21 protein-coding genes are annotated in these 19,889 nt (G+C 67.3%); 9 read left to right on the top strand and 12 right to left on the bottom strand.

From position 1 onward, the window contains the following. Nucleotides 1-24 precede the first annotated feature (24 nt). From ACOABP_RS07200 to ACOABP_RS07190, 3 genes are all read right to left on the bottom strand, one after another. Complete coding sequence (locus ACOABP_RS07200) at nucleotides 25-1,392, bottom strand: MATE family efflux transporter (RefSeq protein WP_474227564.1); 1,368 nt, start codon at nucleotides 1,390-1,392, stop codon at nucleotides 25-27. Next, nucleotides 1,379-1,891: a winged helix-turn-helix transcriptional regulator gene (locus tag ACOABP_RS07195; RefSeq protein WP_474227563.1), complete on the bottom strand. Its 513-nt coding sequence runs from the start codon at nucleotides 1,889-1,891 to the stop codon at nucleotides 1,379-1,381. Before ACOABP_RS07195 ends, ACOABP_RS07200 begins: the two co-directional genes overlap by 14 nt. 77 nt (nucleotides 1,892-1,968) lie before the next feature. Next, nucleotides 1,969-2,889: a LysR family transcriptional regulator gene (locus ACOABP_RS07190; protein ID WP_066734110.1), complete on the bottom strand. Its 921-nt coding sequence runs from the start codon at nucleotides 2,887-2,889 to the stop codon at nucleotides 1,969-1,971. 173 nt (nucleotides 2,890-3,062) lie between these two features. On the opposite strand from ACOABP_RS07190, the gene ACOABP_RS07185 reads away from it, so the two are divergent. The 5 genes from ACOABP_RS07185 (at nucleotide 3,063) to ACOABP_RS07165 (ending at nucleotide 8,641) form a co-directional block, all read left to right on the top strand. Next, entirely contained in the window at nucleotides 3,063-4,556 is a 1,494-nt protein-coding gene (locus ACOABP_RS07185) for an acyl-CoA synthetase (RefSeq protein ID WP_474227562.1), read from the top strand. A gap of 107 nt (nucleotides 4,557-4,663) precedes the next feature. Beyond that, nucleotides 4,664-5,632: a Bug family tripartite tricarboxylate transporter substrate binding protein gene (locus tag ACOABP_RS07180; RefSeq protein WP_474227561.1), complete on the top strand. Its 969-nt coding sequence runs from the start codon at nucleotides 4,664-4,666 to the stop codon at nucleotides 5,630-5,632. A gap of 115 nt (nucleotides 5,633-5,747) precedes the next feature. Further along, entirely contained in the window at nucleotides 5,748-7,211 is a 1,464-nt protein-coding gene (locus tag ACOABP_RS07175; protein ID WP_474227560.1) for a chloride channel protein, read from the top strand. Nucleotides 7,212-7,463: 252 nt separating this feature from the next. Next, nucleotides 7,464-7,757: a hypothetical protein gene (locus ACOABP_RS07170; protein WP_474227559.1), complete on the top strand. Its 294-nt coding sequence runs from the start codon at nucleotides 7,464-7,466 to the stop codon at nucleotides 7,755-7,757. A 104-nt stretch (nucleotides 7,758-7,861) separates the two neighbouring features. Next, complete coding sequence (locus ACOABP_RS07165) at nucleotides 7,862-8,641, top strand: hypothetical protein (protein WP_474227558.1); 780 nt, start codon at nucleotides 7,862-7,864, stop codon at nucleotides 8,639-8,641. 66 nt (nucleotides 8,642-8,707) lie between these two features. Here the strand turns inward: ACOABP_RS07165 and dapB are convergent, their stop codons facing one another. Beyond that, entirely contained in the window at nucleotides 8,708-9,517 is an 810-nt protein-coding gene (gene dapB, locus ACOABP_RS07160; RefSeq protein WP_474227557.1) for a 4-hydroxy-tetrahydrodipicolinate reductase, read from the bottom strand. Between the two features lie 120 nt (nucleotides 9,518-9,637). Continuing rightward, nucleotides 9,638-10,087 (bottom strand): Lrp/AsnC family transcriptional regulator, encoded by a 450-nt coding sequence (locus ACOABP_RS07155; protein WP_474227556.1) that lies wholly within the window; start codon nucleotides 10,085-10,087, stop codon nucleotides 9,638-9,640. Nucleotides 10,088-10,226: 139 nt separating this feature from the next. Here ACOABP_RS07155 and ACOABP_RS07150 point away from each other — a divergent pair, with 139 nt between their 5' ends. From ACOABP_RS07150 to ACOABP_RS07140, 3 genes are all read left to right on the top strand, one after another. Further along, nucleotides 10,227-11,420, top strand: a complete 1,194-nt coding sequence (locus ACOABP_RS07150) for a saccharopine dehydrogenase family protein (protein ID WP_066734079.1) — start codon at nucleotides 10,227-10,229, stop codon at nucleotides 11,418-11,420. Beyond that, the gene (gene amaB, locus ACOABP_RS07145; RefSeq protein WP_474227555.1) at nucleotides 11,417-12,940 is read left to right on the top strand and encodes an L-piperidine-6-carboxylate dehydrogenase; all 1,524 of its coding nucleotides are present in this window, start codon (nucleotides 11,417-11,419) and stop codon (nucleotides 12,938-12,940) included. Before ACOABP_RS07150 ends, amaB begins: the two co-directional genes overlap by 4 nt. Before the next feature lie 149 nt (nucleotides 12,941-13,089). Next, nucleotides 13,090-13,320: a hypothetical protein gene (locus ACOABP_RS07140; RefSeq protein ID WP_231906860.1), complete on the top strand. Its 231-nt coding sequence runs from the start codon at nucleotides 13,090-13,092 to the stop codon at nucleotides 13,318-13,320. 76 nt (nucleotides 13,321-13,396) lie between these two features. Here the strand turns inward: ACOABP_RS07140 and ACOABP_RS07135 are convergent, their stop codons facing one another. The 6 genes from ACOABP_RS07135 to hemA all read right to left on the bottom strand — a co-directional run bounded on the left by ACOABP_RS07135 (nucleotide 13,397) and on the right by hemA (nucleotide 18,480). After that, complete coding sequence (locus tag ACOABP_RS07135; RefSeq protein ID WP_474227554.1) at nucleotides 13,397-14,011, bottom strand: UbiX family flavin prenyltransferase; 615 nt, start codon at nucleotides 14,009-14,011, stop codon at nucleotides 13,397-13,399. 17 nt (nucleotides 14,012-14,028) lie between these two features. Then, the gene (gene grxD / locus ACOABP_RS07130) at nucleotides 14,029-14,340 is read right to left on the bottom strand and encodes a Grx4 family monothiol glutaredoxin (RefSeq protein ID WP_029050703.1); all 312 of its coding nucleotides are present in this window, start codon (nucleotides 14,338-14,340) and stop codon (nucleotides 14,029-14,031) included. A 95-nt stretch (nucleotides 14,341-14,435) separates the two neighbouring features. Then, nucleotides 14,436-15,308, bottom strand: coding sequence for a peptide chain release factor N(5)-glutamine methyltransferase (prmC, locus tag ACOABP_RS07125; RefSeq protein WP_474227553.1), 873 nt, complete (start codon nucleotides 15,306-15,308; stop codon nucleotides 14,436-14,438). A gap of 145 nt (nucleotides 15,309-15,453) precedes the next feature. Further along, the gene (locus ACOABP_RS07120; RefSeq protein WP_474227552.1) at nucleotides 15,454-15,783 is read right to left on the bottom strand and encodes a hypothetical protein; all 330 of its coding nucleotides are present in this window, start codon (nucleotides 15,781-15,783) and stop codon (nucleotides 15,454-15,456) included. 200 nt (nucleotides 15,784-15,983) lie between these two features. Continuing rightward, on the bottom strand, nucleotides 15,984-17,066 hold the full coding sequence (gene prfA / locus ACOABP_RS07115; protein WP_474227551.1) for a peptide chain release factor 1: 1,083 nt from the start codon (nucleotides 17,064-17,066) through the stop codon (nucleotides 15,984-15,986). A gap of 109 nt (nucleotides 17,067-17,175) precedes the next feature. Beyond that, nucleotides 17,176-18,480 (bottom strand): glutamyl-tRNA reductase, encoded by a 1,305-nt coding sequence (gene hemA / locus ACOABP_RS07110; protein WP_474227550.1) that lies wholly within the window; start codon nucleotides 18,478-18,480, stop codon nucleotides 17,176-17,178. Between the two features lie 157 nt (nucleotides 18,481-18,637). On the opposite strand from hemA, the gene ACOABP_RS07105 reads away from it, so the two are divergent. Continuing rightward, complete coding sequence (locus ACOABP_RS07105; protein ID WP_474227549.1) at nucleotides 18,638-18,880, top strand: hypothetical protein; 243 nt, start codon at nucleotides 18,638-18,640, stop codon at nucleotides 18,878-18,880. Nucleotides 18,881-18,933: 53 nt separating this feature from the next. Here the strand turns inward: ACOABP_RS07105 and ACOABP_RS07100 are convergent, their stop codons facing one another. After that, nucleotides 18,934-19,701 (bottom strand): 5'-methylthioadenosine/adenosylhomocysteine nucleosidase, encoded by a 768-nt coding sequence (locus tag ACOABP_RS07100; protein ID WP_474227548.1) that lies wholly within the window; start codon nucleotides 19,699-19,701, stop codon nucleotides 18,934-18,936. Nucleotides 19,702-19,889: the final 188 nt, after the last annotated feature.

Here is a 19,889-nt window from a genome sequence, read left to right as displayed (position 1 = left end):
TCAGCTTCAGCTTCAGCTTCAGCTTCAGCTACGCGGCGACCACTCGCCCTTGCGGACGCCCATCGCTGTCACCAGCCCATAGGCGGTAATCCCCAGCGCAACGCCCAGGAAATGGCCATCGAGGCCCATCCCTGCCACGTTGGCGAGCACCCAGCCGCCGCCGGCGGCCAGGCCGATCCGGCTCAGGCCGGCGACGATCGGCCAGCGCATGCGCGCGGCACCCAGCGACGCGAAATAGAGCGCCATGCCAAGCCCGAACCCGCCGAATGCCGGGCCGACCCACGACAACGCGCGCGCCGCGATGGCAGCCACTTCCGCATCCTTGGTGAATAGCGCGGCGAACTGCGCCGGCGCCAGCCCAACCGCCGCGCCGACACTGCCCGCCAGCAGCAGCGCCAGCAGCGCCCCCACCCAGGCAGTGCGGCGCGCCGTGTGCCAGTCGCCAGCGCCCACCGAGCGGCCCACCAGCGCCGTCAGGGCCGAGCCTACGCCGAAGGCCAGCGGAATCATCAGGAATTCCAGCCGCGCCGAAATGCCATAGGCTGCCACGGCGGTCGTACCGTAGTGGCGCAGTTGCGCCGTGACCAGGATCGTCGTCAGGTTGGCGACCGACGCCAGCGCGCAGGCGATCAGGCCGACCGCCAGGATCCGGTGGAACAGCGCGCCCGACAGCTTCACGCGCAGTGTCGGCACAAAGCCCGCGCCACCGCGCATCACCACCCAGGCCATCATCAGCGCCGCCGCCCACGATGCCACCGCCAGTCCCGCGCCAATCCCGGCCAGGCCCATGCCCAGCCCTTCGGCAAACCACCATGCCAGCACCGGGAACACGATCCACATGCCGGCCAGCACGCGGGCGGCCAGCGCGTGGCGGCCGCCACCGCGCAGCACCGACGCCAGCGTGTTCGCCAGCCACGCCGGCACCGCACCGAGGCCGAACAGCCAGATTGCATAGGTTGCTGCCGCGTCGGCCGCCGTGCTGCCGCCCACGGCGCCAAACACCTGGCGCGGGAAGCCCGCCAGCGCAATGGCGAAGGCCAGGCCGGCCGTCACCGCGATGATCATCGCGTGCATCACCAGCGACGATGCGTCGTCGCGCTTGCCGGCGCCCAGCGCACGGGCGATGGCCGACACCACGCCGCCGCCCATCGCCCCGGCAGACATCTGCTGCAGCAGCAGCGCGAACGGCAGCACCACTGCCCAGCCGGCCAGCGCCGCCGTCCCCTGGCGGGCGGCCAGCCAGGTTTCGATCAGCTGGGAGCCGGCCTGCAGGAAGGCCACGAGGCTGGTGGGCGCCGCGAGCACGGCAATGCGCCGGGCGATCTCGCCGTTCGACACCGGTTCGACGGCGGCGCGCGCGCCGTCCAGGGTCAATGCGTCAGGCTTGCTCATCGGCGGCCTCCGCAACGGGTTGTCCGCCAAAGCGTTCGCGCAGATACCGGCCGGCGCCGGGGCCAGGCCGCACGCGCAGGTCGTCGACGGTGATCGTGCTGCCATCGGCCCGGGTCAGGCACCCCGCCACGATTTCGCCGCCATCGCGCTTGTCTTCCAGCACGGTCAGCGGGCCCTTGTCATCGGCCAGCCAGCGGTCGGCCCAGGCCTTGAGCGACACGTAGACCGGAAAGAAGTCGCGTCCCATCTCGGTCAGCTGGTACACCTGCCGCGCGCCACCACCGGGCGCCGGCACCTTTTCCAGCAACCCATGCTCGACCAGGGTCTTGAGCCGCGCGCTGAGGATATTTGGCGCAATGCCCAGGTGCTTCTCGAATTCGTCGAAACGCGAGCTGCCGTAGTAGACCTCCCGCATCAGCAGGATCGCCCACCGCTCGCCCAGCATCGCCATCGACCGCGCCACCGGGCACGGCATATTGGCAAAGTCCGTGTGTGCCATCGTCTCCTCTTTTTACTTTTGATATGCAAGTAAAAGGGATGATAGCTTGCGATTTGAAAGTCGGCAGGCGATTTTTGTCAGGCTTGTGCGAATACCGGCAACCCGGTCACGGCCTCGCGCAGGAACCCGATCAGCGCCCGCGTGGCCATCGACAGGTGCGGGTTTGGCGTGGTGATGATGTAGAGCCGGTTGCCCAGCCCTTCGGGTTTCCAGTCGGGCAGCACCGGCACCAGCGTGCCCCGGCGCACATCGTCCCAGCCCATGTAGACCGGCAGCAGGCTGATGCCGTGGCCCTGGCGCACCGCGTTCATCAAGAACGGGAAGTGTTCGGATTGCAGGTAGGGCGTGATCTCCACATCGTGCCGTTCGGGCCCGCATGCCGAATCGCGGCCCAGGGTCAACAGGAAGCGTCTCGAAGTGTAGGGCGGGCACAGGAAACGGCACTCGGCCAGGTCCGACGGCTTCTGCAGCGGCGGCGTGCGCGCCAGGTATTCGGGCGACGCGCACAACTGCCAGCGGATGGCGCAGACCTCGCGCGCCACGGTGTCCAGCGGTGGCACCGACGTCACCTTCAGCGCTACATCGATCTCGGCCGCAATCAGGTCGGTGACGCGGTTGGCGAAGAACACGCGCAGCGAGATGCCCGGATGCAGTTCGGCAAAGCGCAGCAGCAGCGGGGCGATAAAGGCGTCGCCCAGGCCGGTGGGCACGCTCACGCGCACATGGCCGCGCAGCGTCTTGCCCAGGCTGTCGATCTCGGCCTGTGCGGCGGCCATCTCCTGCAGAATGCGCAGGCCGTGCTCGTAGAGCGACTGGCCCGCATCGGTCATCTCCAGCCGACGCGTGGTCCGGCGCAGCAGCATGGCGCCGGCCTGCTCCTCCAGTTGCCCAAGCTGCCGGCTGATCTGCGACCGGGTGACACCGCGCCGGCGCCCGGCTTCGGCCAGGTTGCCCGCTTCGACGATATCCACGAAGGCCTGCACAAGGTTGAGGTCCATGCGACGATTCTGAAAGCAATGTCAAGTTTGACGCAACATTGTGATTCGGTCAGATGGGATTGTCGATGCCAGCGCGCCTCGCTAAAGTGACCAGTCATCGGTGCAGAAGGGTCGTAATCCTTCGCCACCCGCCGTACTGGAACGCACCCGCCTGCCATACAAGGAGCCCCCGCATGCCCGCAGACCTCTGGTTCGAATCGTTGCAGCGCCCCGGCGCGGAGGTGCTGGACCGCGGCATGCGGCTCGCGGGCGGGCTGCGGCGGCTGGGACTGGAAGAAGGCGGCGTGGTGGCGGTGCTGCTGCGTAACGATCCGGTGTTTGCCGACGTGGTGTTTGCCTGCCGTACCGCCGGCACCTATTACTGCCCGATCAACTGGCATTTCATGGCCGAGGAGGTGCGCTACCTGCTGGAAGACAGCGGCGCGGGCGCGCTGATCGTCCACGCCGACCTGTTGCCGGCCGTGCAGGCCGTGGTGCCTGCCGGCATTGCGGTGCTGGTGGTCGGCGGCACGCATCCCGATGCCATCGAATACGAGCCGTGGCTGGCTGTGCAGGCCGCCTACGATGGCCCGCGCGTGGCGCCGCGCGGGCATCTGGCCTATACGTCCGGTACCACTGGCAGGCCCAAGGGCGTGCTGCGCCAGGCGGTGCCGCTGGCTGACCTGGAAGCGCAGCAGGAACGCCTGCGCTCGCTGATCCGGCAGGCGTACGGCATCGTGCCCGGCTGCCGCGCGCTGATGTCCGCACCGCTCTATCACAGCGCGCCAAGCGTCTACGTGCAGAACGCGCTGCAGATGGCCGATCGGCTGGTGCTGGCGCCGCGCTTCGATGCCGAGCAGGTGCTGGCGCTGGTGGAAAAGCACCGTATCGACGTGCTCTACCTGGTGCCGATCATGTATGTGCGGCTGCTGAAGCTGCAGCCCGAAGTGCGCGCCAGATATGACCTGTCGTCTATCCGCTTTGTCGCGTCCACCGGCTCGCCGTGCTCGCCGGAGGTCAAGCGCGCCATGCTCGACTGGTTCGGCCCGGTGATCCACGAAACCTACGCGTCGAGCGAGGCCGGGCTGGTTACGGTGGCGACGCCCGACGATGCCGCGGCCCGCCCCGGGACGGCGGGGCGCCCGGTGGATGCAGGCAGCGTGCGCATCATCGACGAACAGGGCAAGCCGTGCGCGCCGGGCGAAGTGGGCCTGGTCTACGTGCGCCAGCCCGCCTATCCCGACTTCACCTATCTGAACAACGACAAGGCCCGCCGTGCGATCGATATCGACGGCCGTGTCACGCTGGGCGACATGGGCTACGTCGATGCCGACGGCTACCTGTTTATCTGCGACCGCGCGTCGGACATGGTCATCTCGGGCGGCGTGAACATCTATCCGGCCGAGATCGAGCACGAACTGGTGCGCTATCCGGGCGTGGCGGATTGCGTGGTGTTTGGCGTGCCCGACGACGAATACGGCGAACGCCTGCACGGCGTGATCGAGCCGGTGGCAGGCGCCGACGTGCAGTCTGCGGCGGTGATCGAATGGCTGCGCGGCCGGCTGTCCGGCTTCAAGGTGCCGCGCTCGATCGAGATCGTCGAGCGGCTGCCGCGTGACGAAACCGGCAAGCTCGCCAAGCGCCGGCTGCGCGACCAGCACTGGGCAGGCCGCCAGCGGCGCGTCTGATCACGACCTGCCCCACGGTTTCTGTTTGCTCCCGCTTGCGGGGGCAGAGCAGGCGAGAGGGCAGGCGTTGGCATTGCGATTCCATTCCTATAAAGCAGGAGACAACCATGCACCGTATCGCCATCAGCTTCTGTGCCGCCTTGCTGGGGGCCGCGTTTGCCGCCCCGGCCCTGGCCGCCTATCCCGACCGGCCGATCAAGCTCGTCGTCCCGTACACACCGGGTGGTTCGACCGACCAGTTTGGCCGGGCGATGGCCGAAGGCATGGCGCGCGAACTGAAGCAGCCCGTGGTGGTGGAGAACCGCCCCGGCGCCAATACGATGGTCGGCACGCAGGGCGTGGCCCGCGCGCAGCCGGATGGCTACACGGTCCTGATGGGCAGCAGCGCCAGCATGGTGCTGAACCCGATGCTCTACAAGAAGACCGGCTATGACCCGAAGGACTTCAAGGTCATCCTGATCGGGATCGAGGTGCCGCTGGTGGTGGTGACCAACAACCAGGTGCCGGCCGGCAGCATCAAGGACTTTGCCACCTATGCCAGGGCCGCGGGCGGCAAGCTCAACTATTCGTCGGTGGGGCTCGGCAATCCGTTGCAGCTGGCGACGGAGATGCTGAAGTCCGAACTGGGCATCGAAATGACGCATGTGCCGTACAACGGCAGCGCGCCGGCGCTGGCGTCGCTGCTGGCGAATGACACGCAGTTGATGGTGGACGTGGTCAGTACTTCGCTGCCCCATATCAAGGCCGGCAAGCTGAAGGCGCTGGCCGTGACGGGGCGCTCGCGGCTCGAAGTCCTGCCCAATGTGCCCACCGTGGCCGAAAGCGGGTATCCGAACTTCCACGCCGCCACATGGTTCGGCCTGGCCGTGCCGGCACAGACGCCACCGGAGGCGGTGGCGAAACTGCAGGCCGCCGCGTCGCACGTGCTGACCGAGACGCCGTTCCGCAACACGTTCAATGCGCTGGGACTGATCGTGCAGCAGCCGCGCAGCCAGGCGGAGATCGACCGCTATGTGCAGGCCGACCGCGAGAACTGGGGCAAGGTCATCCGTGCCAACAGCATCAGCCTGGACTGAAGCCAACGGCGCGGGGAAGGTGCAGGACCGGTCGCGGCGACGGACGGGGAGCGTATAGTGGAGGGCGTTTTGCCACGCCCCCGCCTGCTTCCCGCCTGCTTTCCGCAGCGACGCCATGACCGATCCTGTCGACCCGCCTGATTCGAACCCTCCCGATTCCAATTCGCCATCCGAGCCCGCGGCGCGTCGCGACCGGCTTGGCGAACTCCGTTTTCACGCGCGTCGCGCGGCGCACCGCAAGACGCGCCAGGTGGGGCGGATCTCGCGCGTGTCGATGCGCTATGCGGTGTTCATGTGCGGCGCGGGCGGGGTGGCGCTGTTCTCGATGGTCTTTGCCTACATTGCCGAAGTCGCTCTGCGCTGGAATGCGAAGCTGACCACGGCCACGCCGTGGCTGGCCTTCGTGATGCTGCCATTCGGGCTGGCCGCGCTGCGCTGGCTGACGATCCGGCTGGCGCCGCAGGCGCGCGGCTCGGGCATTCCGCAGGTGATCGCGGCCGTGACGCTGCCGCCGGCCGGCGTGGCGCAGACCGTGCTCGTGTCGTTCCGGCAATCGATGTGGAAGGTGCTGCTGACCGCCGGGGCACTCCTGGCCGGTGCATCGGTGGGACGCGAGGGGCCGTCGGTCCAGGTGGGCGCCGCCGCCATGCTGGCCTGGGGGCAGTGGTGCCAGCAGAAGCTGCGCTTCCGCATCGGCTTTCATCCGAGTTCGCTGATCGCGGCCGGTGCGGCGGGCGGCCTGGCCGCGGCATTCAACACGCCGCTGGCCGGGGTGGTCTTCGCCATCGAGGAACTGGGGCGCGGCACGGCCGTGCGGTGGGACAGGCTGGTGCTGTCCGGCGTGCTGACGGCTGGCTTCCTGTCGCTGGCCGTGCTTGGCAACAACCCATACTTCAGCGTCAAGGTGCCGATGCTGGTGCTGCACGACGCGTGGGGCCCGGTCATGTTGTGCGCGGTGGTCAACGGCGTGATGGGCGGGCTGTTCGCCAAGCTGCTGATTCGCGGCGTGCCCGGGCTGGTGCCCTCGGCATGGCGTGGCTGGACGACTGCGCATCCGGTGTGGGTGGCCTTCCTGTGCGGGCTGGTCGTGGCGGCGGTGGGCTGGGCCACTGCCGGTGCCACGTTCGGTACGGGCTACGAACAGGCGTCCGGATTGATCAACGGCGAGCCGCACAGCACGTTGTGGTTCGGGGTGGCGAAATTCGTGGCGACAGTGGTGTCGTACTTTGCCGGCATCCCGGGCGGGATCTTCACGCCGTCGCTGGCTATTGGCGCAGGCATCGGTGCCAATATTGCCGATTTCGTGACCCATTTCATGTCAGGCATGGCCGAGCCGCGCGTGCTGGCGCTGGTGTCGATGGCGGCCTTCCTGGCGGCAGCCACCCAGGCCCCGATCACCGCCAGCGTGATCGTCATGGAAATGACGCGCACGCAGGACCTGACCATTTACCTGCTGGCGGCATCACTACTGGCGTCGTTCCTGTCGCGCCAGTTCAATCCGCATCCGTTCTATCACCACATGGGCCATGCTTTCCGCCGGGAGGCGATGGCGATCGCCCGCAAGGAAACCGCCACGTGACGTGCGGAAAACGGGTCGGATAGTGGCGCAAACTTCTCTCCAGTCGTGACGTAACAGGCGGTTACAAACTTCCCTTGGCGGACGCTCGCAGAAGTGTGGGTTTGGCATCGAAGCGCCGTAGCGGACGCATGCGCGATGTCTTAACATCTGCTGCGCATTGACCGGCGGCAGTAGATCGGCCGGCAGTGCATGTGTACCGGCGGCACAGATCTCGTCGGCCAGGCATTCGATGCATTTCGGGGGGAGCAGGAGATGGCCACACAACGTCCGGGCGGCACGCGCCCGTCCACGCCGCGCACTGGCGCACCGCACACCGCGCACACCAGCAAGTCCCGCGACAGCGCCCAGGGGCTCGACCTTGCCGCGGACACTGCCATCTGGCATACACGTGGCCTGCAGACCAACAGCCGCATGCGCGCTCCGGTAGCCCGGCGCACGGCGGCGCCACGCCAACTGCCGCCGAGTCCGGTGCCGAAGCTGATCCTGTGGGCGGTGCTGATCGGCGTCGCGCTGGTATGCTTCCATGCCGTGAGGCGTATGTTCTGACCCCGCCTGTCGACCCGGCATCACACCGTTGATGCCGCGTATCCCCGGCAGGAACCCTCGGGACGGAGCCGGCTCCAACGCGGAGCCGTTTTCAGGAGTGTGTTTTGAGATTTCCATTTGCCGGGCTGGCCGTTGCCGCCCTGCTGGCGACGTCCGTCGCCCAAGCCGCGGCGGCTGCGCCCGCCGCACCGGTCGCACAGGCAGCGCAGCCTGCCGCCAAGGCCCCGAGTGCCGCTGCGGCAGCCCTACTCGACGGCAAGGACCGTTTCTCGACGATGCTCGACACGCTCGAGATCGGCAGTCCGTTGCCCGCGTTGCCCGATTGCGCAGACCACCGCACCCCCGACGGCAAGGACGTGACCGCGTACTGCGTGGAATTGCGTGGCGACGGCGTGATGCGCCAGGTCGGGGTGCCGCGCGACCAGCGGCCCGCGTTCATGGACGGGCCGCGCCTGGTGGCACTGGTCGATGGCAATGCGCTGGTCGGTGTCATCGTGCCGACCGACGGCATCCGGTCGCAGGACGCCGCAGCCCAGGCGCTCAATGCCCGCTACGGCAAGCCGTTCCGCCAGGAAATGGTGGACATGAAGGACACGGCCGGCAAGAGCGTGCGGAGCATCCACGCGGGCTGGATGCGCAAGCCGCTGACCGTGGAGCTTTACGCGATTCCCGAGAACCCGGCCGAAGGCACCATCGAACTGCTGCTGCCGCAGGCGCGCGCGCTGATGGCAAACCGCGATGCCGAAGTGGCAAAGTCGTTGGCGCCGCCGCCTGCCCCGGCGGGCAAGGGCGGCAAGTCCGACAAGGCGGAGAAGGCCGCCGAAAAGACGGACAAGGCCGACAAGAAGGCCCCGGCCAAGCCGGTCAACCCGGGTAGCTGGTAAATCGGCGGCCAGGCGGCCAGGCGGCAGGGCAGCAGCCTGCCGCCAGATCCGCGGGACGCGCCAGCGTCAGAGGCCTTCCATCACCTTGTCCAGGCCGCGCACCACGCCGCGCACGGTGTGGACCTTGCGGATGGCCAGCAGCGCGCCGGACACATAGGGCTTGGAGCCGTCGCCGGCTTCGTGCCTGAGGTGCAGGCGCTGCCCATCGGCACCGAAGATCACCTCGACACCAAGCTGGTATCCCGGCAGCCGCACGGCATGCACCTGCGTGCCGGACATCGTGGCGCCGCGCGTTTCCTGCGGGCCGTTGACCTGGTCCACTGGCACGGCCTGTGCCGCCTGCTTGATCTGACCTAGCCGAAACGCCAGTTCGCGCACCGTGCCGGACGGCACGTCGACCTTGCCAGCCTTGGCGTAATCGATGATTTCCCAGTGGTCGAGGTGGCGCGCCGCCATCTCGGCAAACTTCTGCAGCAGCACCACCGTGATCGCGAAGTTGCCGCAGGCCAGTACGCCGCGGTCGGCCTTGCGCGCGGCGGCGTCGATCTCGGCGTAGTCGTCATCGGACAGGCCCGACGTACCCACCACCACATGCGCGCCGTGCGCCAGGGCCTGCAGGATGTTGTGCTTGGCGATGACCGGCTTGGTGTATTCGACGTAGACGTCGTACGGCGTCTTGCCCAGTTCCTCGATGCTGGCCGCCGCCACGCCCGGCGTGTCCTTGTGGCCGGTCAGGCCTGCCAGCGTCTGGCCCGCCGCGCCGCGCGACAGCCCGGCCACCAGCGTCATGTCGGCAGCATGCGCCACGCCGCGTGCCAGTTCGCCGCCGGCCCAGCCCGTGACGCCGCCTACGGCAACGCGAATGGTTTCACTCATAGTTGTTCTCCTGAATCCATGGCGAGGGAGGCAAGCATAGCGCGCCCGGTTCAGGCGCGCTGGCTGCGCCTTCGCGCACCTTTGCGCCCTTGCACCTTCGCGTCCAGGCGAATCGGGGGGTTAGCCCGCCGCGCGCCGCCGGTCGATCTTGCGGGCCAGCACGATCGACGTGGTCGTGTGGTTCACGCCGTCGAGCATGCCGATCTCGTCGAGCAGCTTGTCCAGCCGCGCGTGGGTGTCGCACCGGATCACGGCCATATAGTCCACCGGCCCGCTGACCGAATTCAGTTCCTCCACCTCGGGAAACCGCTGCAGCGCGCGCACCACGGCCGGCGCCGCCTTTGGCTGCACCGACAGCCCGCAGAACGCCAGGATCGCGTTGTCCTCCATCTGGCTGCCCAGCCGCACGCCGTACCCGGCGATCACGCCCGTGCGTTCGAGCCGGGCGATGCGCGCCACCACCGTCGTGCGCGCGATACCCAGCGCGCGCGACAGGTTGGCCGCGCTTTCCCGCGCATTGGCCTGCAGCAAGGCCAGCAGGTGCCGGTCGGTCTGGTCGAGGTCTGCCATGGTCGTCGATGACGATTCGTCAAATTGCTATGTCAATACGACCGATTATGCCGGGGTTTCGTCAATCTTGTGGCTACAAAACGTGCGCGCGGCTGCCCATACTTCAGTCACCAACAACAAGTTTCTGACGGAGTCAGCCATGCAGGCTTCCACGCTCGGTCCCGCCTCGGTGCGCGACCTGACTCTCGCCCCCCGTCCGCTTTCGGTGGTCGTGCTCGGGGCCGGCAAGATCGGCCGGGTGATCGCCACCATGCTTGCCGATACCGGTGACTACCGCGTCTGCCTGGTCGATCACGACGCGCACCGGCTCGATGGCGTGCCGCGCAACATCGAGGTACGGGCCGGCGACCCGACCGAGCCGGGCACCTGCGCGGCGCTGCTGGCCGGGGCCGACGCGGTGATGAACGCGCTGCCGTTTCACGCCGCCATCCATGTCGCCACGGTGGCCGCGCGCCTGGGCGTGCATTACTTCGACCTGACCGAGGACGTGGCGGCCACCCATGCCATCCGCGCGCTGGCCGGTGGCGCGCGGTCGGTGCTGATGCCGCAATGCGGGCTGGCGCCGGGTTTCATCGGTGTGGTCGGGCATGACCTCGCGCAACGCTTCCTGCGCGGCGGCGGCGAACTGCACGACCTGCGCATGCGCGTAGGGGCGCTGCCGCGCTACCCCAGCAATGCGCTCAAGTACAACCTGACGTGGAGCACCGAGGGGCTGATCAACGAATACTGCAACCCGTGCGAGGCCATCGTGGACGGGCGTCGCGTGGAGCTGCCAGCGCTGGAGGGGCACGAGACCTTCGCACTGGACGGCGTGGAGTACGAAGCCTTTAATACCTCTGGAGGACTGGGCACGCTGCCCGACACGCTGGCCGGCCGTGCGCGCCAGGTCGACTACAAGTCCATCCGCTATCCCGGCCACTGCGCACAGATGAAGCTGCTGCTGAACGACCTGCGGCTGCGCGAGCGGCGCGAATGGCTGCGCGAGATTTTCGAGCACGCCATTCCGGTGACCGCTCAGGACGTGGTGGTGGTGTTCGCCAGCGCCACCGGCCATCCGCCCGGCGCGCGGGGCGAGGGCAAGCGCGGACCGCTGACGCAGGCGTCGTTTTCCGCGCGCATCGGCGGTATGGACGATTTCGCGGGCATCGGCCATGTCAATGCGATCCAGCTGACCACGGCGGCCGGTATCTGCACCGCGCTGGATCTCGTGGCGACCGGCGTATTGCCGCAGTCGGGATTCGTGAAACAGGAAGCCATGCCGCTCGACCGCTTTCTGGCCAACCGCTTCGGCCAGCATTACGCGCGGCACCCACTACAGGAGACGCTCGCATGAAAGCGCAGGAATTCGCCGAATGCTGGCAGGCCATGGGCCTGCCGCTGCCATGGGCCGCAACCAGCGCGGCCGCGCCGGGCACGCTGGCCGTAAGCTCGCCGATCGACGGCGAGGTGTTCGGCCAGTTGCCGGTGTGCTCGTCCGCCGATGCCGATACGCGCATCGCCCGCGCGCATGCGGCGCAGAGTGTCTGGGCGCTGATGCCGGCGCCGGCGCGCGGCGAGGTGGTGCGCCGCCTGGGCGAGGCGCTGCGCGTCCACAAGGCGGCGCTGGGCCGGCTGGTGTCGCTGGAGGCCGGCAAGATCCTGCAGGAAGGGTTGGGCGAAGTGCAGGAGATGATCGATATCTGCGACTTTGCCGTGGGCCTGTCGCGCCAGTTGCATGGGCTGACGATTGCCTCGGAGCGCCCCGCGCATGCGATGCGCGAGACCTGGCATCCGTACGGACTGTGCGGCGTGATCTCGGCGTTCAACTTCCCGGTGGCCGTGTGGGCGTGGAATGCCGCGCTGGCACTGGTGTGCGGCAATGGCGTGGTGTGGAAGCCTTCGGAAAAGACGCCGCTCTGCGCGCTGGCCGTGCAGGGCCTGCTCGACCGCGTGTTCGATGACCATGCACCGCAGCTTGCGGGCCTGTGCTGCGTGCTGATGGGCGGACGCCAGCTGGGCCAGGCGCTGGTGCAACATCCGTCGGTAAGGCTGATGAGCGCGACCGGCTCCACGCGCATGGGCCGCGAGGTCGGCATGGCCTGCGCCGCGCACTTCAAGCGCGCCATCCTGGAACTGGGCGGCAACAATGCCGCCATCGTCGCGCCATCGGCCAACCTGGAACTGACGATCCGCGCGATGACGTTTGCCGCAGCCGGCACGGCCGGGCAGCGCTGCACCACGTTGCGCCGCGCGTTTGTGCATGCTGATCTGATCGAGGCAGTGACGCAGCGCCTGCGTCAGGTGTATGCGCGCCTGCCAGTGGGCGATCCGCTGCAGGACGGCACGCTGGTCGGGCCATTGATCGATGCGGCTGCCGGCGATGCCATGGCTAACGCGCTGGCCAGCTGCCGCGCGCAGGGCAACGTCGTGCATGGTGGCGAACGGCTGCTGGCCGACCGCTTTCCGCGTGCCTGCTACGTGCGGCCGGCGCTGGTGCTGACCGACACCCAGCATGACACGATGCTGACCGAAACCTTCGCGCCCATCCTCTACCTGATGCCATATACATCGCTGGATGAAGCCATCGCGCTGAACAACGCGGCATCGCATGGCCTGTCGTCGTGCATCTTCACGGAGTCGTTGCGCGAGGCGGAGATGTTCATGTCGGCGGCGGGCAGCGACTGCGGCATCGCCAACGTCAATATCGGTACCAGCGGCGCGGAGATCGGCGGTGCGTTCGGCGGCGAGAAGGCAACGGGCGGAGGCCGCGAATCGGGATCCGATGCGTGGAAGGGCTATATGCGCAGAGCCACCAATACCATCAACTATGGCGACAACTTGCCGCTGGCCCAGGGCATCCGTTTCGACGTGTGAACGGGCTGGCCGCTTACATGCATGGAGTCGTTGCGAATCGTAACAAGCGTTACAGCGCCTTGACGCTGTATTACCGGACCCACCCGTATAACGTTCTTAAGGACAGCGCATTGAGATGACGCAATGCCTGGGACAAAAAGGACGTTGTGATGAAAACGAAAGCGATGGTATTGGGTCTGGCAGTGACTGGCGCGGCCATGCTTGGCGGCTGCGCGGTGTATCCCACGCCGTACGGGCCTGAAGTCGGCCCGGCCCCGGTCGCGGTAGCGCCGGCGCCGGTGTACGTATCACCGCCGGCGGTGGTGGTGCGGCCCGCGTATGGCTACTACGGTGGCGGGTACTACGGTGGTTACTATGGTCGCCGGTACCGGCACTGGTAAGCAGCGGCGCGTGAGCGCCTGAAGAATGATCCTCTCTTCCACGCGTGGGGGAGGGGAGGAAAGCAAGGGGCAAAGGTCAGTCGCTCGCGCTGCCGTTCAGCCCGCCCCATCCCGGCGCGAGCGTTTCTCCGATATCGCGCAGATCCACCAGGTCGAGCACGCGGCCGACAGTATGGTCGACCAGCTCGGCGATGCTTTGCGGCTTCTGGTAGAACCCGGGCACTGGCGGAAATACGATGCCGCCCATCTCGGTAACCGCAGTCATGTTGCGCAGGTGGGCCAGGTTCAGCGGGGTCTCGCGCACCATCAGCACCAGCTTGCGACGTTCCTTGAGCGTAACGTCGGCGGCGCGGGTGATCAGGTTGTCTGACAGGCCATGGGCCACGGCGGCCAGCGTGCGCATCGAGCACGGTGCCACGATCATGGCGTGGGCACGGAACGATCCGCTGGCAATGGTTGCGCCGATATCGCGCACGTTGTGAACCACATCGGCCAGCGCTTCCACTTCCGCGCGGCCGATGTCGAGTTCGTGCTGCAGGTTCATGATGCCGGCGGGCGACATCAGCAGGTGCGTTTCCACACCGCTCACATCGCGCAGCACCTGCAGGAGCCGGACGCCGTAGACGGCGCCGGTGGCACCCGTGATGGCGACGATCAGCCGTTGCGGCGCGCCGCCTTGATTCACAGGCATGGCAGTTCCAGACAGGCTCAGGCCTTCAGCAGCGATTGCAGTTCGCCGTTCTGGTACATCTCCATCATGATGTCCGAGCCGCCGACGAACTCGCCGTTCACGTACAGCTGCGGAATCGTGGGCCAGCTGGCGTATTCCTTGATGCCCTGGCGGATGGCCTCGTCTTCGAGCACGTTGACGGTGGTCGGTGCGTCGACGCCGCAGGCCTTCAGGATCTGGATCGCACGGCCCGAGAAACCGCACATCGGGAACTGGGCGGTGCCCTTCATGAACAGCACGACGGGGCTGCCCTTCACGATCTGGTCGATCTTCTGTTGTACGTCACTCATGATGAAAACGGTCCGGTTGCATGGGGGATCATCGGATTTTACCGGAATCGCGCGCCGGCATCAGGTAGGGGTATCAGCCAGTCGCCGGCCAGCTTTCAGCCGGGCAGCCGGCCGCCGCTGCAGCGCTCGTTACCGCCCAGGTCGCGTGCCGTGAAGACCTCGGCAAAGCCGGCGCTGGTCAGCAGGTGGCGGGTGGCGTAACCCTGGTCGTAGCCATGCTCCATCAGCAGCCAGCCCTTCGGCAGCAGCCGCTGCGTGGCGCCGGCGACGATGGCCCGCAGGTCGGCCAGGCCGTCCTCGTGGTCGGTCAGGGCGTCGATCGGCTCGAAACGCAGGTCGCCTTCGGCCAGGTGCGGGTCGCCCGCCGCGATATAGGGCGGATTGCTCACGATCAGGTGAAACCGCTGCCCCAGCGGCAGCGCGTGATACCAGTCCGACACCAGGAAGCGGATATTGTCGGCCTGCAGCGCGCGGGCGTTGTCCTGCGCCACCATCAGGGCGCCGCGCGAAATGTCGGTGGCCCAGACCTCGGCGTCGGGCCGCTCGCGGGCGATGGTCACGGCCAGGATGCCCGAACCGGTGCCCATGTCCAGCACGCGCGGCGTGTGGATGCCGGCCAGGCGGGCCAGCGATGCCTCGGCAGCCACTTCGGTGTCGGGGCGCGGAATCAGCACATCGGGCGTGACGCGGAACGTGCGGCCGAAGAACTCGCGTTCTCCCAGCAGGTAGGCCATTGGCTCGCCGGTCAGGCGGCGCGCCAGAAACGTGGAAAATGCATCACGTTGTGCGTCATTGAGATGGTCCTGGTCGCGGGTGATCAGCTGCGTGCGCGTGAGCCCGGTGACATGGGACAGCAGCATGCGCGCCTCCAGCGCCGGCAGGCCGGCCATGGCGGCAAGCGTCTGCGCTTCGCGCAGGGTGGGCGTGGACGGCAGGGGCGGAAAATCGCCCGGAGGATTCGAGGACATCGGCGGTACGTCTGGGACAATCGGCGGCCGGTTTGCAAAAAACCCCGCCGGGCCTGGGCCTGGCGGGGTTCTGCGTGGCTCTGCTTTCAGGCGCCTAGTGTAAGCCCAATCGGGCCTTATTTCCGCGCGCGCCTGCGTAGGGCTATTACTTGTTGACGGCGTCCTTGGCCTTGTCGGCCGTGGTGTTGACGGCGTCCTTGGTGGCTTCCTTGGCGTGGGCCATGGCGTTGCCGGCGTCTTCGCGGGCCTTGTCGGCGGCGGCGGAGACATCCGAGGCCACGCCGCTGGCGGCGGCCTTGGCGGCGTCGGCGGCGTTCGAGGCCGCAGCTGCGGCGTCGCTGGCAGCGGCCTTGGCCGATTCGGCGGCGTTCTGCATGGCGCTGTCAGCGTTGGATTGCGGAGCCTCTTCCTTCTTGCCGCAGGCGGCAACGGAAATGGCGGCGGTAAGCATCAGCACGGCGAGCAGCTTGTTCATGATTTCGTCCTTGTGTGTCTGTTGGAGGAGTGACATCCACCCAGACTTCGATGCCCCAATCCGTCGTTGCTGCAATGTCTTGCAAAAGTGACGTATTGGGGTGGTCTGGTCGAAATCGATTATAGACACCGCTTTTTTACAAGCCAGTGCTGTTTCAAGCATTTACCTAGGTTACAAACTTCGGCGGCACCCGGATTCGGTCAGGATTCCTCGCCCAGCGCCGCCAACTGGTCGGCCTGGTGCTCGGCGGCCAGCGATCCCACCAGCTCGTCGAGATCGCCGTCCATGATCATGTCGATCTTGTACAGCGTCAGGTTGATGCGGTGGTCGGTGACCCGGCCCTGCGGGAAGTTGTACGTGCGGATGCGGTCGCTGCGGTCGCCCGAGCCAATCAGGTTGCGACGCGTGCTGGCTTCCTTGGCCTGCGCCGCGCGCAGTTGCCCGTCCTTGATCCGCGCGGCCAATACCTTCATGGCTTTTTCCTTGTTGCGGTGCTGGCTGCGGTCGTCCTGGCATTCGACCACGATACCGGTGGGCAGGTGGGTCAGACGCACGGCGGAGTCGGTCTTGTTCACGTGCTGGCCGCCTGCGCCCGACGCGCGGAACGTGTCGACGCGCAGGTCGGACGGGTTGATTTCCACCTCGCCCACTTCGTCGGCTTCCGGCATCACGGCCACGGTGCAGGCCGACGTGTGGATGCGGCCTTGCGCCTCGGTGGCGGGCACGCGTTGCACGCGGTGGCCGCCCGACTCGAACTTGAGCTTCGAGAACGCGGCAGCACCGGCAATGCGCACGATGACTTCCTTGTAGCCGCCCAGGTCGGACTCGGATTCGCTCATGACTTCCACCTGCCAGCGCTGGCGTTCCGCATAGCGCGTGTACATGCGCAGCAAGTCGCCCGCGAACAGCGCGCTTTCCTCGCCGCCGGTGCCGGCGCGGATTTCGAGCAGCAGGTTGCGGTCGTCGTTGGGGTCCCTGGGCAGCAGCAGCGTCTGCAGGGACTTTTCCAGGCCTTCGAGCCGGTCTCGCGCGGCGGCGATCTCGTCGGCGGCAAAGTCCTTCATCTCGGGATCTTCCAGCAGTGCCTGCGCGGTGGTCAGGTCGTCCTGCGCCTGGCGATACTGCCCGTACTGCTCGGCCACCGGCGACAGTTCGGCATGTTCGCGCGACAGCTTGCGGTACTGGTCCATGTCCGCCGTTGCCGTTTCGCTGGCAAGCAGGGCGTTGACTTCATCGAGTCGCTCGGCCAGCTGGTCGAGCTTGTGGAGCATGCTGGGTTTCATCGGTAGCGGAATCGGGATGCTGGGGAACGCGGTGGCGCGGCCACGGCGCGGATCGGCGGGCGGATGCCCGGCTGCGCCGGCGGACGCCAGCGCGACATGGACGGCGCGGCTAGCGCTCGGAGTGACTGCTGTGGCGGAACAGACCCGGCACCAGGCGCAGCAGCGCGTCGCGGTCTTCGCCCTGGGTGTGGTTCAGCGCGTGCGTGGGGCCGTGCAGGAACTTGCGGGTCAGCGCGCCGGACAGTGCGTCGAGCACGGCGGCCGGATCGTCGCCACGCGCCAGCATGCGGCGGGCGCGCTCCAGTTCGGCCTGGCGGATGGCTTCGCCGCTGGCCTGCAGGTCGCGGATCACGGGCACCACGCTGCGGGTTTCCAGCCAGTGCATGAAGTTCTGCACGCGCGATTCGATGATCGCCTCGGCCTGCGCCACGGCAGCCTGGCGCATCGCGTTGCCTTCGCGTACCACGGCGCCCAGGTCGTCGACGGTGTAGAGGAACACGTCGTTCAGGCGCGCCACCTCGGGTTCCACGTCGCGCGGCACGGCCAGGTCGACCATCATGATCGGGCGGTGCTTGCGGCGCTTGACCGCACGCTCCACGGCACCCAGGCCGATGATCGGCAGCGAGCTTGCGGTGCACGAAACGACGATATCGAATTCATGCAGGCGCTCGCCCAGGTCCTGCAGGCGGATGGCCTGCGTGGTCAGGCCCTGCCCGGCCAGCTGCTCGGCCAGCTTCTCGCCGCGTTCCACGGTGCGGTTGGCTACCACCACCTGGCGCGGCTTCTGCGCGGCAAAGTGCGTGGCGCACAGTTCGATCATCTCGCCCGCGCCGATGAACAGCACGCGCTGCGTCGACACGCTTTCGAAAATCCGCTGGGCCAGACGCACGGCGGCGGCAGCCATCGATACGGAGTGCGCGCCGATCTCGGTCTGGCCGCGCACTTCCTTGGCCACCGCGAACGTGCGCTGGAACAGCTGGTTCAGGTACGTGCCCAGCGCGCCGGCTTCGCCAGCGGTGCGCACCGCGTCCTTGAGCTGCCCCAGAATCTGGGTTTCGCCCAGCACCATCGAGTCGAGCCCGCTGGCCACGCGGAAGGCATGGCGCACGGCTTCGGACTGGGGCAGGGCGTACAAATGCGGCGCCAGGTCGCCTGCGGGCACGTTGTGATGCTGGGCCAGCCAGCGCAGCGTGTGCTCGAACCCCTCCTGACCCGGCTGCAGCACATCGGTGGCGCAGTAGATCTCGGTACGGTTGCAGGTGGAAAGAATGGCGGCCTCGGTGCCATTGCGCCCAGCCAGGTGGGTGCGCAGCGCGCCAAGTGCGGGTTTGATCTGCTCAAGCGGAAACGCCACACGCTCGCGGAGCGAGACGGGTGCCGTGGTGTGATTGATACCGATCGCGAGCAGTTGCATTTGTGGGGTTGGGTTGCCATCCGGAACGGTGCCGGAAGCGCTGGTCATTATACCGCCACGTTACAAAGTTGCAGGGAACCCCGAGCGCCGTCGGGCAACTGCAGTATCGTTACGCCACATCCACTTTTGCTGTGGATCAAAAGACATGGGAGTTGTGATGTTCGGACTGGCAATAGTGGGCGCAGTGGTGGGATTCGCCGGACGGCTGTTGCACCCGGCCGGCCGCGTCGTCACCGTGCCGGCCGCGCTATTGCTGGGCGTGCTGGGGGCGCTGGGGGCGTTCTACGGCGGGCGCGCCGCGCATCTGTTCACCGATGGGCAGATCCTGGGATGGGGCGCCGCCATTGCCGGCGCCGCGCTGCTGGTGGCGGTCTGGGGCGTGGCCCGCCCGCGCCGGTAATTTCAGAACGAACCAAATTGGCGGGAATCGGAATTTCGACCCGATGTGCCCCGTCAGGCCCTTGCATCCAGGAACCGGCGCAGGATGGCACTGGAATAGTGGCTGGCCACGTCGCGCAAGAACGACGAGAAATCGACATGTGCCGTATCGTCCGCGCGGTCCGAGACGGTACGCATCAATGCGTAGGGCACGCCATATTCGTAGCAGATTTGCGCCAACGCGGCGCCTTCCATCTCCACGGCCAGCAAGTCCGGCAATGCCTGTCGCAAATTGGCAACGTCCGCTGGCGCGTTGATGAACTGGTCGCCACTGGCAATCATGCCGACGTGCAGGCGCGGCTGGTCGACGCCAAAACGGGCCAGTACGCCATCAGGCACCTCGGTGGCGAGATCGTCGCGCAGGAACTGCTCGGCCGCTCTGCGTAGCGCAGCGGTGAGTACGGGGTCGGCCGGAAATTCGGCCTGGCCCAGCAACGGCACCTCATAGCGCGGAAACAGCGGGCGGGCGTCCAGGTCGTGCTGGATGGTGCGGTCGGCCACGACGATGTCCCCAACCTGCACGTCAGCGCCCACTCCGCCTGCAAGCCCCGTAAATACGATCTCGTCGACGCCAAATTCCCGGATCAGCGTAACCGTGGTGGCCGCGGCCGCCACCTTGCCGACACGCGCCAACACCAGCACCACGGGCTGGCCGTGCAGCGTGCCGCGGTAGTAGTCGCGCATGCCGATGGTCTGCATGGTGGCGCGTGCGTCTTCGTGGCGCATGGCGGCGATCAGGCCGTCAACTTCGTGATGCAGGGCGGCGAGGATGCCGAGAGTCATGGTGCTGTGGGGAACGGAATCGAAAACGGCGCCAGCTTACCGGCGACCGGATCGATGCGAAAGCCGGGGCGAACTGTGGGCAGCGTACGACATTCGAACATGACAATCGTGTCCGATTGTGTGCTCCGCAATACATGGCGTTACAATCCGTTGCGTTTAATGCGAGTCATTCGCATTCTTATTTTCAA

The sequence above is a fragment of the Cupriavidus sp. HE11 genome (assembly GCF_056097175.1).
This window is presented reverse-complemented; position numbering and strand designations above follow the sequence as displayed.

Coding starts and splice junctions, on each gene's coding strand:
- ACOABP_RS07200 (WP_474227564.1), bottom strand. CDS start 1,392: ATGAGCAAGCCTGACGCATTGACCCTGGACGGCGCGCGCGCCGCCGTC.
- ACOABP_RS07195 (WP_474227563.1), bottom strand. CDS start 1,891: ATGGCACACACGGACTTTGCCAATATGCCGTGCCCGGTGGCGCGGTCG.
- ACOABP_RS07190 (WP_066734110.1), bottom strand. CDS start 2,889: ATGGACCTCAACCTTGTGCAGGCCTTCGTGGATATCGTCGAAGCGGGC.
- ACOABP_RS07185 (WP_474227562.1), top strand. CDS start 3,063: ATGCCCGCAGACCTCTGGTTCGAATCGTTGCAGCGCCCCGGCGCGGAG.
- ACOABP_RS07180 (WP_474227561.1), top strand. CDS start 4,664: ATGCACCGTATCGCCATCAGCTTCTGTGCCGCCTTGCTGGGGGCCGCG.
- ACOABP_RS07175 (WP_474227560.1), top strand. CDS start 5,748: ATGACCGATCCTGTCGACCCGCCTGATTCGAACCCTCCCGATTCCAAT.
- ACOABP_RS07170 (WP_474227559.1), top strand. CDS start 7,464: ATGGCCACACAACGTCCGGGCGGCACGCGCCCGTCCACGCCGCGCACT.
- dapB (WP_474227557.1), bottom strand. CDS start 9,517: ATGAGTGAAACCATTCGCGTTGCCGTAGGCGGCGTCACGGGCTGGGCC.
- ACOABP_RS07155 (WP_474227556.1), bottom strand. CDS start 10,087: ATGGCAGACCTCGACCAGACCGACCGGCACCTGCTGGCCTTGCTGCAG.
- ACOABP_RS07150 (WP_066734079.1), top strand. CDS start 10,227: ATGCAGGCTTCCACGCTCGGTCCCGCCTCGGTGCGCGACCTGACTCTC.
- amaB (WP_474227555.1), top strand. CDS start 11,417: ATGAAAGCGCAGGAATTCGCCGAATGCTGGCAGGCCATGGGCCTGCCG.
- ACOABP_RS07140 (WP_231906860.1), top strand. CDS start 13,090: ATGAAAACGAAAGCGATGGTATTGGGTCTGGCAGTGACTGGCGCGGCC.
- ACOABP_RS07135 (WP_474227554.1), bottom strand. CDS start 14,011: ATGCCTGTGAATCAAGGCGGCGCGCCGCAACGGCTGATCGTCGCCATC.
- grxD (WP_029050703.1), bottom strand. CDS start 14,340: ATGAGTGACGTACAACAGAAGATCGACCAGATCGTGAAGGGCAGCCCC.
- prmC (WP_474227553.1), bottom strand. CDS start 15,308: ATGTCCTCGAATCCTCCGGGCGATTTTCCGCCCCTGCCGTCCACGCCC.
- ACOABP_RS07120 (WP_474227552.1), bottom strand. CDS start 15,783: ATGAACAAGCTGCTCGCCGTGCTGATGCTTACCGCCGCCATTTCCGTT.
- prfA (WP_474227551.1), bottom strand. CDS start 17,066: ATGAAACCCAGCATGCTCCACAAGCTCGACCAGCTGGCCGAGCGACTC.
- hemA (WP_474227550.1), bottom strand. CDS start 18,480: ATGCAACTGCTCGCGATCGGTATCAATCACACCACGGCACCCGTCTCG.
- ACOABP_RS07105 (WP_474227549.1), top strand. CDS start 18,638: ATGTTCGGACTGGCAATAGTGGGCGCAGTGGTGGGATTCGCCGGACGG.
- ACOABP_RS07100 (WP_474227548.1), bottom strand. CDS start 19,701: ATGACTCTCGGCATCCTCGCCGCCCTGCATCACGAAGTTGACGGCCTG.